This window comes from Thiocystis violacea (assembly GCF_016583565.1).
Lineage (GTDB): Bacteria > Pseudomonadota > Gammaproteobacteria > Chromatiales > Chromatiaceae > Thiorhodococcus > Thiorhodococcus violaceus_A.
Window position 1 is genome coordinate 1 of the sequence record NZ_NRRF01000092.1, and the last position, 14,609, is coordinate 14,609.

Annotated in this window: 13 protein-coding genes and 2 pseudogenes; 4 read left to right on the forward strand and 11 right to left on the reverse strand. The window is 61.3% G+C overall.

Translation table 11 applies throughout. The features are described 5' to 3' along the window. Positions 1 to 143 precede the first annotated feature (143 nt). From CKO23_RS21775 to CKO23_RS21785, 3 genes are all read right to left on the reverse strand, one after another. Positions 144 to 1,475 (reverse strand): transposase, encoded by a 1,332-nt coding sequence (locus tag CKO23_RS21775; protein ID WP_242482641.1) that lies wholly within the window; start codon positions 1,473 to 1,475, stop codon positions 144 to 146. A 159-nt stretch (positions 1,476 to 1,634) separates the two neighbouring features. Further along, positions 1,635 to 1,910, reverse strand: coding sequence for a type II toxin-antitoxin system RelE/ParE family toxin (locus CKO23_RS21780; RefSeq protein ID WP_200335027.1), 276 nt, complete (start codon positions 1,908 to 1,910; stop codon positions 1,635 to 1,637). Further along, positions 1,910 to 2,179, reverse strand: coding sequence for a CopG family ribbon-helix-helix protein (locus CKO23_RS21785; RefSeq protein WP_200335029.1), 270 nt, complete (start codon positions 2,177 to 2,179; stop codon positions 1,910 to 1,912). The genes CKO23_RS21780 and CKO23_RS21785 overlap by 1 nt, the downstream gene beginning before the upstream one ends. A gap of 340 nt (positions 2,180 to 2,519) precedes the next feature. Between CKO23_RS21785 and CKO23_RS21790 the strand changes: the two are divergent. Continuing rightward, positions 2,520 to 3,065: pseudogene (locus tag CKO23_RS21790) on the forward strand (IS1634 family transposase); the annotation flags it as partial. Between the two features lie 391 nt (positions 3,066 to 3,456). Beyond that, entirely contained in the window at positions 3,457 to 3,807 is a 351-nt protein-coding gene (gene tnpB, locus CKO23_RS21795; protein WP_200335033.1) for an IS66 family insertion sequence element accessory protein TnpB, read from the forward strand. Here tnpB and CKO23_RS26990 read toward each other — a convergent pair. From CKO23_RS26990 to CKO23_RS26620, 4 genes are all read right to left on the reverse strand, one after another. Continuing rightward, complete coding sequence (locus CKO23_RS26990) at positions 3,748 to 4,314, reverse strand: IS66 family transposase (protein ID WP_200335035.1); 567 nt, start codon at positions 4,312 to 4,314, stop codon at positions 3,748 to 3,750. The genes tnpB and CKO23_RS26990 overlap by 60 nt on opposite strands. After that, positions 4,209 to 5,447 (reverse strand): IS66 family transposase, encoded by a 1,239-nt coding sequence (locus tag CKO23_RS21805; RefSeq protein WP_200335037.1) that lies wholly within the window; start codon positions 5,445 to 5,447, stop codon positions 4,209 to 4,211. Before CKO23_RS21805 ends, CKO23_RS26990 begins: the two co-directional genes overlap by 106 nt. 68 nt (positions 5,448 to 5,515) lie before the next feature. Continuing rightward, entirely contained in the window at positions 5,516 to 5,923 is a 408-nt protein-coding gene (locus tag CKO23_RS21810) for a Druantia anti-phage system protein DruA (RefSeq protein ID WP_200335039.1), read from the reverse strand. Continuing rightward, positions 5,806 to 6,384 carry a Druantia anti-phage system protein DruA gene (locus tag CKO23_RS26620; RefSeq protein WP_200335041.1) on the reverse strand — a complete coding sequence of 193 codons (579 nt, stop codon included), beginning with the start codon at positions 6,382 to 6,384 and terminating at the stop codon, positions 5,806 to 5,808. Before CKO23_RS26620 ends, CKO23_RS21810 begins: the two co-directional genes overlap by 118 nt. Positions 6,385 to 6,540: 156 nt before the next feature. Here CKO23_RS26620 and CKO23_RS26010 point away from each other — a divergent pair. Next, a pseudogene (locus tag CKO23_RS26010) lies at positions 6,541 to 6,756 on the forward strand (group II intron reverse transcriptase/maturase); the annotation flags it as partial. 156 nt (positions 6,757 to 6,912) lie between these two features. Here CKO23_RS26010 and CKO23_RS26015 read toward each other — a convergent pair. The 4 genes from CKO23_RS26015 to CKO23_RS21835 form a co-directional block, all read right to left on the reverse strand. Further along, positions 6,913 to 8,514, reverse strand: coding sequence for a class I SAM-dependent methyltransferase (locus CKO23_RS26015; protein ID WP_242482642.1), 1,602 nt, complete (start codon positions 8,512 to 8,514; stop codon positions 6,913 to 6,915). Between the two features lie 946 nt (positions 8,515 to 9,460). Next, positions 9,461 to 10,795, reverse strand: coding sequence for a glucose-1-phosphate adenylyltransferase (gene glgC, locus CKO23_RS21825; protein ID WP_346014660.1), 1,335 nt, complete (start codon positions 10,793 to 10,795; stop codon positions 9,461 to 9,463). A 634-nt stretch (positions 10,796 to 11,429) separates the two neighbouring features. Next, positions 11,430 to 11,807 (reverse strand): hypothetical protein, encoded by a 378-nt coding sequence (locus CKO23_RS21830; RefSeq protein ID WP_200335045.1) that lies wholly within the window; start codon positions 11,805 to 11,807, stop codon positions 11,430 to 11,432. A 37-nt stretch (positions 11,808 to 11,844) separates the two neighbouring features. After that, positions 11,845 to 12,405 (reverse strand): hypothetical protein, encoded by a 561-nt coding sequence (locus CKO23_RS21835; protein WP_200335047.1) that lies wholly within the window; start codon positions 12,403 to 12,405, stop codon positions 11,845 to 11,847. 365 nt (positions 12,406 to 12,770) lie between these two features. Between CKO23_RS21835 and CKO23_RS21840 the strand changes: the two genes are divergently transcribed. Next, complete coding sequence (locus CKO23_RS21840; RefSeq protein WP_200335049.1) at positions 12,771 to 14,096, forward strand: NADH:flavin oxidoreductase; 1,326 nt, start codon at positions 12,771 to 12,773, stop codon at positions 14,094 to 14,096. The last annotated feature ends 513 nt before the right edge of the window (positions 14,097 to 14,609 follow it).

A 14,609-nucleotide genomic window follows, 5' to 3' on the forward strand; every position in this document is an offset into this window, starting at 1 on the left:
ACGCCAAAAATCATCGGACATCTCTTGAAAGGCCATGGCATCATCGATACGCGTGATTGTCGTACCTAAGAGGCTATCTTATTTAGAATTTTAATGATTTAAGCATTTTCTGTTCCGGATATCCTCTTAGCCATGGCGATACGCTAAGCGCAGGCACAGACTTCCGCGGCGCGGTATCGCAACGCGGGTGTCGGCTCTTGCCGCCCGCGGTCACGCCCGCTCATGTGCTTGGTCGAGGGGGCCAGAGGAAACAGGGTCTTGATGGTCTCCTGTCGTTGCGCGAACTGTGCGGTGGGGTCCTCGGCGGCCAAGAGCCGTCGGAACATGTCCATCAACGCCTCACCTTGGCAATGCTGTCGGAGGCTGCCCACGGTGCACGCGGGCGCCTGGTGATTGAGGCGGGTTCGTTGCTCGGGGTGAAGGAGGAGGGCGTGGTCGAGCAGCAGACTCAGGGTCAGGCTTCGGCTTGACCCCTCTTCGTCGGGCTGTTTGGCCAGTTGCCCCCATCCTTCATTGAGCTTCCAATCCTCCAGAAACACTTCGACTAACCACCTCAGTGTATAGACTTGGACGATGTCCAGGGTCCGCCAGCTCAAGTCGGTGGCGACCAGGTCACGCGCCTGGGTTTCGCCGGGGTAGCTCAGCGCGATGACGAAGCGTTTCTGGCCATGGGCGCAGACATGCCCCCGCGCGCTGCTGACGCTGACCGTGATCGCTGGGCCGCCGCGCACCTGGATGCGCTGCGCCACGCCCGGATAGGCGGCGAAGAACGCCGTGAGGGTGCGTTCGCGCCCTCGGAAGCGGATCTTTTGGTTGCTGCGCAATTGGCTCACCGTCTGAGCACCGTTACACACGCCAGCGCTTTGATCCATGAAGGCGTGTGTTGCGTAGAGCGCATCGGCCAACACCGCTTTGATGCGCAGCTGGGGATGGAGGTGGCGGAAGCGCTCGATCAGCGCCAAGGCCAACTGCAGCTTGCTGAGATAGGCAGGATCCGAGGCGGGTCGAGCCGGACGCTGTGCTTTGGGGATCTGCTGGCGTTTCAGCCGGGCGTCTTCCTGACGCCACGCGACCTGCTTGGGGTCCGGGCAGGCAAACCGAAAGCCCACCGGCACCGTGACCCTGGGGGTGACCAACACCAGGAATACCAACGCCTGCCCGTTGAAATAGCCCCCGGTCTTCTTGTCGTAGAGCTTGTGGGCTCGATAAATCCGCTTGGTGCGCTTGGCGCGCCGCTGATCACTGTCATCGACAACCAAGACCCCTTCGCCAAGGCCGTACTGCTCGAGCACCAGGCCAACACTGGCCTGCCAGAGCACCTCCCAGAGGATCTTGGTGTGGCGAAACATCCACGACAAGGCGCTGAACCGATACGCCCCCAGCCCGCATCGCTCGAAGCCCGACCAACACACCTGATTGGTCAGCAACAGGCCCATCAGACAGAAGGTCAGCCACCCGCGTTGGCGGCGCGTCAAGCGTTGCCCCGGCGCATGACGCCTCAGCGCGGCATCCAGGTCCTCAACATAGCGATCGATAAAGGGCAGTGCGGCGGAAAAAATGGTGCTCGCTCCTCGTTACACGAGCGCACTATTCTCGCGCTTTCTGTCAAGCGATAAAAACTCGAAGATCGAGTATCACCGATCCTCTCGGGTGTGCCAGAGTCGCAGCACGTAAATCATGTCACCAGAGACCTCATAGCGCATCTCGTGCTGACCCACGAGCAGTCGCCGGACCTCGCGCGGTTCGAACTGAAACAACTGCTCGCCGATGCGGGGATGCGTCAGCAGAGTGGCCGGTGCCTTGACGAGTGCCTGAACGGCGCGTGCCGCCGCTGGTTTGTTCACCGGCACCAAGAACGCGTAGAGCCGTGACAGGTCAGAAAGCGCCTTGCTGGTCCACTTCAGTTCCATCAGCGCGGAACGGGCAGCGTTTCGTCCACGTCCAGGCGATCGGCCCACGCTTGGACGGCTTGGTGATCGATGACTCGGCCCGCATCGACGTCGGCCAGGGCTTCCTGCGTGAGACGATCGCGCTCTTCCTCGAGGGCGATCCAGGAGGAAAGCGCCTGTTTCATGATCCAACCGCGCGAGCGCTCCAGGCGGTCGGCCATTTGGTCGACCTTCTCGGCCAGCGGGACCGGGACGTGCGCGGTCAATACGCGGGTGGCAGCTTTGCCCATTGGGACTCTCCTCGACCTTTCGGGTGGCGATTCATAACTAATCATATTGATTTACTATGAATCACACAAGAAGGTGTCGAGTTGAGCTGCACCCTAACCGGGCGTCAGGAAGGCAGGTGGTAAAGTGTCAGAACCGACATTCCGCACGCCATAACGTGTAATAACGAATTTTTTGTTGCTGATTTTCAATGGAGATGTCGTCATCTCGCACACGAAAAACGAACAAAACGCCCGTCATCGTGGCTGAGCACCGTCATTCCACAGCCCTCCCTCCAGCGGAAGCCGTCCCCTCGATTGCCCTATCATCGCGTTGTTCGCGAACATTGAGAGGGAAACACGCATGGCCGTCCATATCGACACCGCCTCCATGGCCAGTCCACGCCATTACAGCAGCCAGGTCCTCAATCACCTGGGACTGGTGGCCGGGATGTACGACGAGCTGGGTCTCGGGGAGCTGATCGATCAGGTGCTGGTGCAGGCTGAAGACAGCCGGATCGTCTCCCTCGGTCAGGCGCTCAAGGCGATGGTGCTTAACGGCTTGGGCTTTACGCAGCGTGCGTTGTACCTCACCCCGTTGTTCTTCAAGGACAAGCCTGTTGAGCGGCTGCTCGGCCGGGGGATCGCCGCGGAGCATCTCAACGACGATGTGCTCGGGCGCGCGCTGGACCAGATTTACGCCTATGGCCCGACCCGACTGTATGCGCAGCTGGCCGCGCGGGCGGTGCGGCGTTTGGGCTTGGTGTGTCGTTTCGGGCACCTCGACGCGAGCAGTTTCCATGTCGATGGGCAGTACAACAGCGCTCTCGAGGAAGCGCCGACGGGCGTGATTCACATTACCCGCGGCTACAGCCGCGATCACCGTCCCGAGTTGAATCAGGGTGTAGTTCCGGCAAGCGTGCGTGACCGCTTGACAGCGGGGTGAATAGGATGTGGCCGGTGCAAAGCAATCACCGGAGACCCCATGAGCATAGACATCGCAACGCTGGCGAGCCCGCCCTTCACGCTGGAAGAGGTCGCAGAGCATTTCGAAGACTGGCGCCGGCACAAACACAGAGGGGAACGCATCCCCGAGCAGTTGTGATCGGAAGCGATCGCCCTGGTGGAAGACTACGGAGTGTCGCAAGTCACGCGCCGGCTGCGCCTCAGCGGTCGCGATCTGAGCAAACGGTGCGGTCTGCCCGGCAGCTGATCCGCCCCGACGGGCTGCGCCTGCGCATCGAGCCCGGTGAGGGCATTGATGCGCGCGCCGTGCTGGAGCGCTTCCTGGGGGTGGTGTGATGTTGCAGCTGACGCCGCAAAGCCGCGTCTTTGTCGCCATCGAGGCGGCGGATTTCCGTCGCGGCATCGATGGGCTGGCGGCGCTGTGCCGGCAGCGGCTGCGGGAAGACCCCTTCAGCGGGGCGATCTTCGTCTTCGGCAACCGTCGGGGCACAGCCCTGAAGCTGCTGTGCTACGACGGCCAAGGCTTCTGGCTGTGCCAGAAACGCTTCTCCCAAGGCCGCCTGGCCTGGTGGCCCGGTTCGGCGCAGGCCAGCCAGCGACTCGCGGCGCGCGAGCTGCAGATTCTGTTATGGAACGGCAACCCCGAGGACGCCGGCATGGCCGATAATTGGCGGCAGGTGGCCTAATGGCGGCGCTTGCGCGCTGGCGGTTGGTGCCTGCTGGAAATTCCACGGCAACCAGTCTGCGGGATTGGCGACCACCGCCGAGCGGTTGTTGAGCAAGGCGCTCAAGTAAGCGATCGGATTGATCCCGTTGAGCCGGCAGGTCTCGATCAGGCTGCTCAGCACGTCGCCGACATAGGCGCCGTGTTGGTTTTTGTAGAACAGGCTGTTGTTGCGGTAGCGCACGCTGAGCTTCAGCGCCGGCTCGGCAAGATTGTTATCCAACGGCGCGCCGGCAATACGCAGAAACCCCGTCAGCGCCTGCCAGCGCTTGAGCATGTCGTTCAATGCCTGGCCCAGGCGGCTGTTGGGCTCGACCTGTTTGTCGGTGAGCTGCTGCTCCATCCAGCCCTTGAGCGCGTCCATCACCGGGGCGCTGTGGGCCTGATGATCGGCCAGGCGTTGCCTCGGGCTGAGCGCGGCCTTGGTGCACTGCGCCTCATGGCGATGGCGGTGATCACGTGCGCGCATTCGCTGGGGAAGAACGCCTTGATCTCGACGAATTGGCGGCGGGCGTGCACCAGGCAGCTCAGATCCACCACCCGTTCGCCATGGCGCTTAGGGGTGTTGGCCGCCAAGGCGTCGGACATCCACAGCATCGCGGAGAGCGCCGGATCGCGCAACGCCAGCACGTCATCGAGATTCTCCCCGGCATGCTGGCGACCGGTGAAGAACAGGCAGATCGTCTGCTCCCCCACGCAGCGCAGCACCGAGGTATAGATCGCCTTGCGCGCCGGCGCGGGCTCGGCCTGGTTGTCCTTGAGCAACGACAGCACGCGTGCGCCGGTATCGTCCTGGTAGACCAGCGGCGGCTGAGCGGCGACCCACAGCAGGTGGTTGTAGAGCCGGTAGCCGACGTCGGCAACCTGCTCGAGCAGATCCCACTGCGTGGCATCGGGCAACGGCAGGCCGAGCATCAGTTGCAGCGCTTCAAGGCGATTAAACGGCAGACCCAGATGATCATGGGCCACCGCCAGCATCACCTTGAGGCGGGTGTCAGAGCGCTCGGGGCTGACCGCGGGCGCCAGCTGCGCGACGAACAGCGCCCCGCAGGCGCTGCAGCGCAGGCGTTGGAGGTCATAGCGCGTCACCGCCACCAACGGCTGTCCGGTGAAACGCAGACGCACCAGCGGTTGCATTGGATAGAGCTTGCCGCGTTCGCAGGCCGGGCAGCGCGCGCCCGGGGCGAGGTGCTCATGCGCGCAGAACTGGACCTCGGCGCCGGGGTAGTCCGCCGCGCCCAAACGACCATGACCCGGTGGCGGGGGCTTGTCGGGCTTAGCAGCTGTGCCTGGGTCGACGGCGCTGGTCGCGGTTGTGGTCTTGGCGTCGCTGTCGCTGGGCCGCGCGTCCCCACTGTGCGCCTCGGCATCACCGTCAGGGTGCGCGCCGGGTGGATCGTTCGGCGAATCCGGGGGTGGATCATCAGGCGGCGTGCGCGGGGCCTTCTCGGTGGGCTTGCCGAACAGCAGACGCTTGAGCTTGGACAGCCTGATGCGGGTCTCCAGCAGCGTGTGCTGTAGCCACACCAGGGTGCGCAGCAACGGCGCGACGCGCCGCTGGTCGGCGGCGTCGAGTTGGCCTTGCTCGGCCAGCGCGATCAACCGCTCGACCTCGCTCGCCTCGGGCTCGGACTGCGACACGGGCGGCTGCGACATGGATGGCGGTGCCGCTAGCGCCAGAGCCGCGCGCGCGAGTCCGCCACCAGCGGATAGAGCCACACCGTCTTCACCGGCACCTGGCCGAGGCGGTGATCACCGCGCTTGCCGCGGCCTTGGGTTGCGCCGATGCACACCCAGTTCGCCGCCTGGTAGCAGGTGCCGCTGCAGCGCTCGGCCTCGACAAAGGTCTCCAGCAGCAGCGCACGATAGCCGTCGCGTGCCTGCCAGTGTGCCGGCAACGTGCGTGCCGCCAGCGCGAGCAGCGTGCTGGCCAGATGCGCCACCCGCACCCAGGGCAGAATCAAAAACCGGGCGTTGTTGAGCACCGCACTGAGGTTGCGCTGGCGCTGTTTGCGGCTCCAGCCGATCCACTCATCACGCGGGGCGCTCTGCCAGGCCGCCGCGCCGAAGCCAAGCACCGCCACCAGCCGGCGTAAGCGAAGTAGCGCAGCTGCGCCCCCGGCAAGGGCTTGTAGCCGAGGTAGTGATACCGGTCGATGAGCTCGTTCCACAAGCCACTGCAACGCCGTTCAACCGGCTCTAGGCGCACCGTCCCGAGCGCGCTCAACGCGGCTTCGATCGGCGCGCCGGGCTCGCCTTGCGGCGTGCGCCGGGCATAGGCGCGCATCGGCTCGAACTGTCGTCGCGGCGCCGGCAGCTCGATCAGCCCTTCGCGCGAGAGTCGCAGCAGCGCCACCCGGCAGCTCATGTCCTTCAAACTGCCGTCGGTCTTGCGCCAGTCGAGCGCCTCGCACACCCGGTAGCTCAATTGCTGGCGGCTGGCCCCGGCATGCGCCCGCAGGACACTGCGTACCTGTTCGAGTGCCGCGGCGTCGAACACCCGTCCGCTGTAGCGTTTTCCGCTCGATGTCGCTTCCATGCACGACGTTGTACCCAATCCGTTCTTTCGTGTCCCGCAGAAATCATCTGTGGGGTCATTAGCTCGGCCTATCGGCTGACAATCCCCTGATTATCGATCTTCGCAGGCCAATGCGCGACAGGCACGCACGCTTGCCGGAAATACACCAATATCTACCTGCACTACGTACTCGACCTCTGGTTCGAAAAACGTTTCGCCAGGGGCTGTGCCGGCAAAGCCTACCTGATTCGCTACGCCGACGATTACGTTGCCTGCTTCGAGTACGAGGCCGATGCCAACGCCTTCCTGGCCGCCATGCCCGAACGGTTGGCCGATTTCGACCTGGAAGTCGAACCGAGTAAAACCGCGCTGTTGCGTTTCGGCAGTCACGCCCTCGGGCGGGGCACCGACACCGCGGCAGGGCCGCGCACCTTCAGCTTCCTCGGCTTCACCCACTACGTGGGTCGCCGTCGTCGGGGCCGGTTCGTGGTCGGGCGCAAGACCGACGGCAAGCGCAGGACCAAGAAGCTCAAGCTGTTGAACGAGCGACTACGTGGCCTGCGCACGCAGGGCGGGGCGGCCATGTTGGCCTACCTCGTGCGCCACCTGCGCGGGCACATCCAGTACTACGGTGTGAGCGGCAATAGCCGCTCCTTGGCGGGATACATCTACTTCGCCGGCGGCCTGCTGTTCAAGTGGCTCAATCGCCGCAGTCAGCGCCGCTCGTTGACCTGGAAGCGCTTCAGTGCCGCCATTCGCCCACTGCTGCCGCGCGCTCGGATCGTCCATGACCTCTACCCCGTTCCTTGGCGGAAGACTCAAACTGGGAGCCGGATGGTGTAACACTCCAAGTCCGGTTCTGCGAGGAGCCGGGAACGAACCGTCGCATGGCAGAGATATGGCGGCACCGCCGGGAAACCAGGCGGCCAACAGATAAAGCAAACGTCTGCCTAAACGTCGGTAATAACCCGGCTTACTCTCCGATTTATTTATGCGCGTAAACGTTCCTTGGATATCGGAGGTGTCGAAATGAAATCGGTCGCCGTTTCCCTGCATCAGTTGCCGCACGCAGAAGTCTGGGGTCATGGTGTCGATGTAATCGGCTCGATCCGTTGGCTCTGGAGACAATACGGCAAGCATGTGTGTCGGCTTGATCCGGCCAGAGAGAAGCTCCTGATGATCACGGGCTTGCACGCGGTCGATCAAGGCTCGGTCCCAGGGGTGCGCAGGATCGAAGTTGTATCCCGTTGAGCGATCGATAAATGGCTCGATCACATTCGCAAAACCGATGAATTCCTCGAAATGGAATCGCTCCAGAAGCAGCGGGAGGATGTCCTGTGCGCGAATGCCCTCGAAACCGGCTCGTGAGCAATCGAAGTTCTCGTACTCTTCCTGATGCGTGGCTAGCATCCGGTTGTATCTGTATTCAGACGGGAGTTCACGCCAGAATTCACGCACGATCTCCAGCGCTTCGGGCCAGCGCATATGTCCGTTTCGACCGATGATGTCGAACACAACAAAGCGCCCCCATGGAAAGAGTGACGACTTCACTCTGTCGAACAGGTCTTCCAGATTTACGACGTGGTGAAGCGCCATATTGGCCAGGACCACGTCATACTGTCCGCTCGGGCGCCATGCATTGAAATCAGCGCGAACCGTCGCGATGTGCCCCGCGACTCCGCGCGCTGCCGCTAGCGCTTTACCACGATCAAGCATGAGCTGATTGATATCGATACATTCGATAACAAAGTCGTTTTGCCCCCTCCGCGAGAGCGCTTCGCAGAGACCGACTTCAAAGTCACAGTTCCCAGAGCCGATGCTGGCACAGCGCAGCGAACGCTGATCGGACTGAGAAAAGACCCTTTCCAGATTCTGCAAGAAAAAGTCGTCAGGTGATTCGTATCCGCGCCGCTCCAACAAGGGGCGCAAATATCGATCAGCCCAGTAGGACTGTATTTTAGGTAATTCGTGAACCTCGGTCACTGACGCGAAAATGGCTTGCTCAATCAGTGTCTTCAGGCGATAACGCCAGCCCGTTGTTTGCTTGGCAACTTGCGCGGTATCTCCTGAATAGAGAATGCGCTTGATGACCGGCAATAAGCCCAGTCTTTTGAGAAGCCGACGAGCAAGAGACAGCAGGCGTACCAGCATTCGAATGCGAACCTGTGTGATGGTTGGAGGTTACGGCAGACAGGTTACAACAGAAAGGACCTATCGCACGGACCCTGACGGCCAGGTGCACGGTCCGCCCTGCGACCATCTCCTCAAGGAAGACGACTGCGCGAGCGTCGCCTGGCGTGCGGCACGATGATTCGAAGACGTGCGCACGACATCCGCGATCGGCTGAGAGCGATACCATGCTCGATCGCCCCTCACCACGGGAAAGTCCCTCGCTGATCATCGGGCATCGGACCGCACCGCGCGACTATCGAATACATGTGCGTCACTGCCGAAGACTCGCGGGTTTCCAACGAGGAGCGGCGCTCCACCAAATGAGGAATTGGAAACCGCAATGGAGGGCGGTGGTGGGCCAGGAAGCGCCCGCTGCCTTGGTGGCCTTTGCCCAAGCCCCAGATTGGGTGTGCATGTCAAGATCGCGTTGGGCACGCACCACTCCCCGGATCTGTTCCATGTCCAGCACGAGGTGTTCAAGGCCATCCTGAACCTGCCTGTGAGGTCAAGCAGGCCGATGCTGCCTTGCTAGGGTGCGCGCGGGCGCAGGCGGCGTTTGAACCGCAACCCGCCACCCCGTGGTTGCACGCCGGACTTCGAGGCCCGCACTCAGGCCGCCCTCGTGGCCTCGGTGCAGGCCGAACGCGCCCAACAGCACGCACGCGAGCGACAAACCGACGCCCGTGAGTGCGTGCGCGCACTCGGCCCGTTGTATCACCCCTATGACCTCTGGAGCGTATGCCGTTGCCACCAGCCCCGGCGCGCGGACGACCCCGGCCACCGAAGCCAACCTATCTGCTACCCGTCGCCGCGTCGGGTGGCCGAAGTGATGATCGACCCCGGAGATTCACAATCACCGCACCAGAAACGCGGGTCGGTGTCCTCGCGCAGTCCAACAGACTGCGCGGAGGTATCCGAGATCCACTCAGACTGTGATCGTTGAAAGCTGCATCGGCGTGCGTTTCCCGTCGATAACGACGATGCCGCTTTCGGTCACATGGTAGTGCTTCCTGTCTTCCTCGTGATCGTAGCCAATGACCGCGTCCTCTGGAATGCGAACGTTTTTCTGCAGAATACAGCGGCGAAGTTTCGCGTTGCGTCCAATATCGCAGTTATCGAAGATGACGCACGCCTCGATCTGGCAACCAGCATGCACGAAGACGTGCCGGCCCAGAACGGAGTCCCTGACGAAACCTCCAGAGATGATGCAGCCCCCGGAGACGACCGAATCAATCGCCTGTCCCCGACGATGATCCTCGTCAAACGCAAACTTGGCCGGTGGATCGGGATAGCTAGCGGTACGCAGCGGCCATGCGCGGTTGAACAGATTGAGTTCGGGCGAGATGGCGCGTATATCCATGTTGGCTTCATAAAAGGCATCAAGGGTACCAACATCGCGCCAGTAGGGAGCCTTGTCTGGGTCCTCGCCGGGGATATTGTTCATGTTGAAATTGTAGGCAAACATCTCGGCCCGGCCGATCGCCTTAGGCAAGATATCTTTCCCGAAATCATGGGAACTCTCGGGATCCGCCTGGTCCTCCTCGATCATCTTCAAGAGCATGTCGGCGCTGAATACATAGTTGCCCATCGAGGCATAGACACGGCTCGAATCGCCAGGCATGGTGGGGGCATCGGCCTTCTTCTCGTGGAAGCCGATGATGCGCCCGCTGTCCTCTGCCTCGATGACGCCGAAGTCTTTGGCGAACTTCTTATCTGTGGGCAAGGCAGCAATGGTGACATCGGCATGATTTTGCTGGTGATACTCAATCATCTCCCGAATGTTCATCCGGTAGATGTGATCCGCACCGAACACAACCACGATATCCGGAGCGGATTGCTCGATGAGGTTCAAATTCTGGTGTATGGCGTCGGCGGTTCCTCGATACCACTCCTTGCCCTTGGTCCGCATCTGGGCCGGCACCGGAACTAAGAACTCGTTCTTGAGAATGCCGCCGAACTGCCAGCCATCGCTAAGGTGCTGCAAAAGGGACTGACTGCGAAATTGGATCAGCACGTAAATGGAGTAGATCCCGGAATTGACCAGATTGCTGAGCACGAAATCGACAATTCTGTACTTTCCGCCGAACGGGACTGCCGGTTTGGCACGTTCACGGGTCAATGGGTGGAGCCGTGTGCCCTCGCCTCCGGCCAGAACAAACGCAAGAACTTTGAGTTGCATATCTTCTCCTATGTGTTGGTGTTGGGTCTGATGGGATCTTTGAATCGCCAATGATGACGCATCGGGCGGGAGCGATTTCAAATTGCGCCGTTCCGGAGTTGGGTAGAGTAGAGAGCAGGCATCCCGCGACCTTGGATTCGGCCTATCTGTTGCTGTCCCTTTCGTCTGGCGGTACCTCAGCTAACCCCGGAAGACGCGACGGGGCGCTCTCGTTGTCTCGTCTCTCCAGCGGAGACCCTCCCCATAGCATTACCCACATCTCCGGACGCCATCTATGTACCCTTCCGTCAGTGCCTGATTGGCGGCCCCTCCGACCACGTTGACGCGCTTTGATACGACGAAATCTGGCCACGTAAGCCTCTGATGCCTGGGTAATATCACCTATAAAACAATATCCTGCGAGAAGACTACTAATGCTGACGAGTGGCCTCCTGCTACTGTCGCCGTCAGCGTCAAGCGCGGCTCTGACGCCTGTCCGCCCTTAGCGGCCCCTGAATCCAGTGACCGCTCTGCGCCTGCAAGAGACGTTGCGTCTTTGCGGCGCGCCGAAGCCGGCTGGCCGATGACTGGTCTCAAGGGTAGCCTGATCGCGACCGAAACGCCTCGAACGGCACGGGGATTGGCCGTGATGGGATCGTCCGGCACGCTCGGCGCTCAGAATTCTGAGAACTTCCCGTGAAACATGTGGAGCGATAAGACCGCCCGTGATCGCGCCTCAGCGCGAGACGGTTGTCCGGCCGAGATCCTGGCGTCGTTGATCCTCAATGCGAATCGCGCGCTCGGCGCGCCCATAGGGCGACTCGACGTGCAGCTGGTAGGTGCCCGGCGGGACAGCGTAGAGATAGAAGATCCCGCCGCCCCCGCTGTTGCCCTCGAACCGCTTGCCGCCTCCCTGCAGCCAGACCTCGGCACGCTCGTCCGGGAAGGGTTCGTTGGCATACTTGTGGCTTGCATAGACCTCGCCGACCACATCGGTCGCACCGGCGATCTCTGTGGTCAGCCCAGCTCCGAGCGCGAGGGCGAACATCGCGAGGTTGATCTGGCGGAGGGTTCGATGGCTCGCGCTTCTCAGGCGCATGATTCTCGGGCGCATGATTCGACTCCTGGTGTCTCACCCTGGTTGCGGGGCTTCATCTCGGGCTCGCGCTGGAGATCTGTCGCACGTCGATCGGCTCTCTCGTCCGAAAGACACCGGGTTCCAGCTTCTCCAACGGGATCTCGCGTTGGAGAAGACGGCGCTGCCCGAAGCCCGGGATCTCGATGAAGATGGTGTACTCCGCCGGATAGCCGGGGACGTTGAGTTCCACGGCCTTCTCCCCGACGCGATAGATCTCCGGATCCAGTCTCACCACCGGGTGGAGTTCGTTGAGCGCACCTGCCGGGAGCGCATTTCCCGACTGATCGATGGGGCGTAAGTCAATCAGAATTCTGGAGGTCGGATGGATCTTCGCGCGGTGAGCTTCCTCGATCAGAGTCATGGTCTTGCTGGTGAGGAAGACGCCGAGCAGCACGGTGATGACATAGGCCGCGAAGGCCCCCGAGGTCTTGACGTTGAGTCCGCGAAATGGCCCCTCGGCCGCCACCTTGGTGTCTGGAAAGAGCCGATAGATGAGCACGGACGGGAGGATGGGCAGCAGCAGCGCGAGACTGAACAGCGCAAAGCTGTAGAGAATCAGATTGTTTCCCAGCATCGCGCACTCCCTCCACCGGATGTTCCGTGAAATAACTTCAGTATAGACGCCAGATCACAAGGGTCTAATGGAAAAAAGACCCTGCTTTCTGTATGAATAGGACGCGGATTGAGAACGCTCCAAAATCTGCTGCTGGCGCCTTGCATCTTCATGAATGCCCGTCTACCTTGTCACTGTAAGTAATGGTATCGCTTTATGTTAGTTTTCGTAGGGTATTTATCTAACAAGAGCGGTCGATTTCATCGGTTTATCCGATCTCTTGTCCGCAGTTCCAGGATTTAGGGGAACGATGACTGTTAATCGTTCGTCGGGAATCGGGCCTTGCTCCAAGTCGCGCCTAGCGAAGGACTATGGAGGAATAGAGTATGGCGGACGACGTTATCTTTCAGCCTTTGCAATTCCGTCATTTGACGGTCAAGAATCGGCTCTTTCGATCGAGTATTTCCGGCCGCTGGGATAATTACGACGGCTCGGGGAGTCCCGCCCGCATCAATTGGGAGGAGAAGTTCGCGCGAGGCGGCATTGGCGCAATCATCTCCTCTTTCGCCCCAGTCCATGTCCGCGGGCGTATTCTTCCCAATTATGCTATGATCGACCGGGATGACAAGATCCCATTCTGGCGCGCGGTCGGTGAGAAGGTTCACGAATACGATTGCCGCTTCATCATCCAGCTGAGCCATTCCGGTCGTCAGCGCGATATCGGCGGTGTCGAGAACCTCTACAACAAGGGGCTGTCGTCCACGTCGCGGATGGACAGCTTCCATGGGCTGCTCTGTGAAGCGGCGAGCAAGGAGCAGATCAATGAGCTGATCGGCTACTTCGCGGATGCTGCACGGCGCGCCAGGGAGGCCGGTTTGGATGGGGTCGAACTGCACGCCTCGCACGGCTATCTCTTCACGCAGTTCCTCAGCTCCGCCATCAATGACCGCAAGGATGAGTACGGCGGCTCGCTCGAGAACCGCTACCGCTTCCTGCGCGAGGTCGTCGAGGCCGTGCGGCGCGTCGTGGGTGATGACTTCCATCTGCAGGTCAAGGTGAACGCCTTCGATCTCAACAATGCCCTCTTCCCATGGGAAGGCGAGGGCAATGGACTGGACGATTACCTGCGAATCTGCAGGTGGCTGGAAGAGGACGGGGTCGATGCGCTCCACATCTCGGCCGGCAGTCTCTTTCCGCATCCGCTGGTTCCGCCCGGCGGCTTCCCCGCGGACGAGGCGAGCTGGTGGTACGGGGCGATGGCGTCCAGCGGAGTGCGCGCCTATTTCCCGAATTATTTTCTATTCCACTTCAAGCGGCTCCGACCGATTTTCCTGTGGCTCTGGAACCGCACCAAGAAGGACTATCCGCTCGAAGGCGTGAGCATGGCGGCCTGCCGCCAGATCAAGCAGCAGGCGGGGATTCCGGTCATCAACACGGGCGGATTCCAGGACGGTGCGTTGATCCGCAAGGGCATCGAGGAAGGCTATTTCGATGGGGTGGCAATCGCCCGCCCGCTGATCGCCAACAATGACCTTCCGAAGATACTGGCTTCGGGAAAAGACCTGCCTGACAGGCCCTGTTCATTCTGCAATCGCTGTCTACTCAACGCGCCGGCCAACCCGCTCGGCTGCTATGACGAGCGGCGCTATGCGAGTCACGAGGAAATGATCGATGAGGTGATGTCGGTGTTCAGGCCGGCGCCGTTTCATTGAAGTCGACCGATTGACGTTGCGAAGTGGCCTCTGTCATTGAAACGGGCCGTCGGCCCGGTGGGAGCGGCGCCCCGCCGCGACGTCGCGCGTCGGTATGCCGGACTCAAGACCAAGCCGATTGATGTCGCTCGATTCTTTGGGATTCGATGGCCTTGGTCATCACTTGGTTGCGCCAGGCAAAGCCTGGAAGGAGAGGAAGATAGCGGACGGATAAGCGAATCGGAAACTCCTTGTTGCGGCCCACCGGGTGAAAGTCCCGAGCCGGTAAGGATTGGCCATCCACCGGAACCGAGTGTGGCGTGGTTCGGGAGTGATCCCGGCTGCGAAGCGAACACAGGGGGCGTGTAGGCTGTGTGATAGAGCCCCGAAACTGATGCCAGCGGAGCCGACGCATTCCAATCACCGGAAGGCAACAGTCTCGGCATTGTACTGGCCTGATGCCGAGACTCCGCCGGGGTCTGAGAGCAGGGCATGCACGCACGGGTCGCCCAGGAACCTGGGAGGGCTCAGTCG

Bases quoted from the DNA above. Each gene is read 5' to 3' on its own strand.
- CKO23_RS21840 (WP_200335049.1), top strand. From the start codon at position 12,771: ATGGCGGACGACGTTATCTTTCAGCCTTTGCAATTCCGTCATTTGACG.
- CKO23_RS21780 (WP_200335027.1), bottom strand. From the start codon at position 1,910: ATGGAACTGAAGTGGACCAGCAAGGCGCTTTCTGACCTGTCACGGCTC.
- CKO23_RS21830 (WP_200335045.1), bottom strand. From the start codon at position 11,807: ATGCGCCCGAGAATCATGCGCCTGAGAAGCGCGAGCCATCGAACCCTC.
- CKO23_RS21835 (WP_200335047.1), bottom strand. From the start codon at position 12,405: ATGCTGGGAAACAATCTGATTCTCTACAGCTTTGCGCTGTTCAGTCTC.
- CKO23_RS26620 (WP_200335041.1), bottom strand. From the start codon at position 6,384: ATGGAAGCGACATCGAGCGGAAAACGCTACAGCGGACGGGTGTTCGAC.
- CKO23_RS26990 (WP_200335035.1), bottom strand. From the start codon at position 4,314: ATGCGCGCACGTGATCACCGCCATCGCCATGAGGCGCAGTGCACCAAG.
- CKO23_RS26015 (WP_242482642.1), bottom strand. From the start codon at position 8,514: ATGCTGGTACGCCTGCTGTCTCTTGCTCGTCGGCTTCTCAAAAGACTG.
- tnpB (WP_200335033.1), top strand. From the start codon at position 3,457: ATGTTGCAGCTGACGCCGCAAAGCCGCGTCTTTGTCGCCATCGAGGCG.
- CKO23_RS21785 (WP_200335029.1), bottom strand. From the start codon at position 2,179: ATGGGCAAAGCTGCCACCCGCGTATTGACCGCGCACGTCCCGGTCCCG.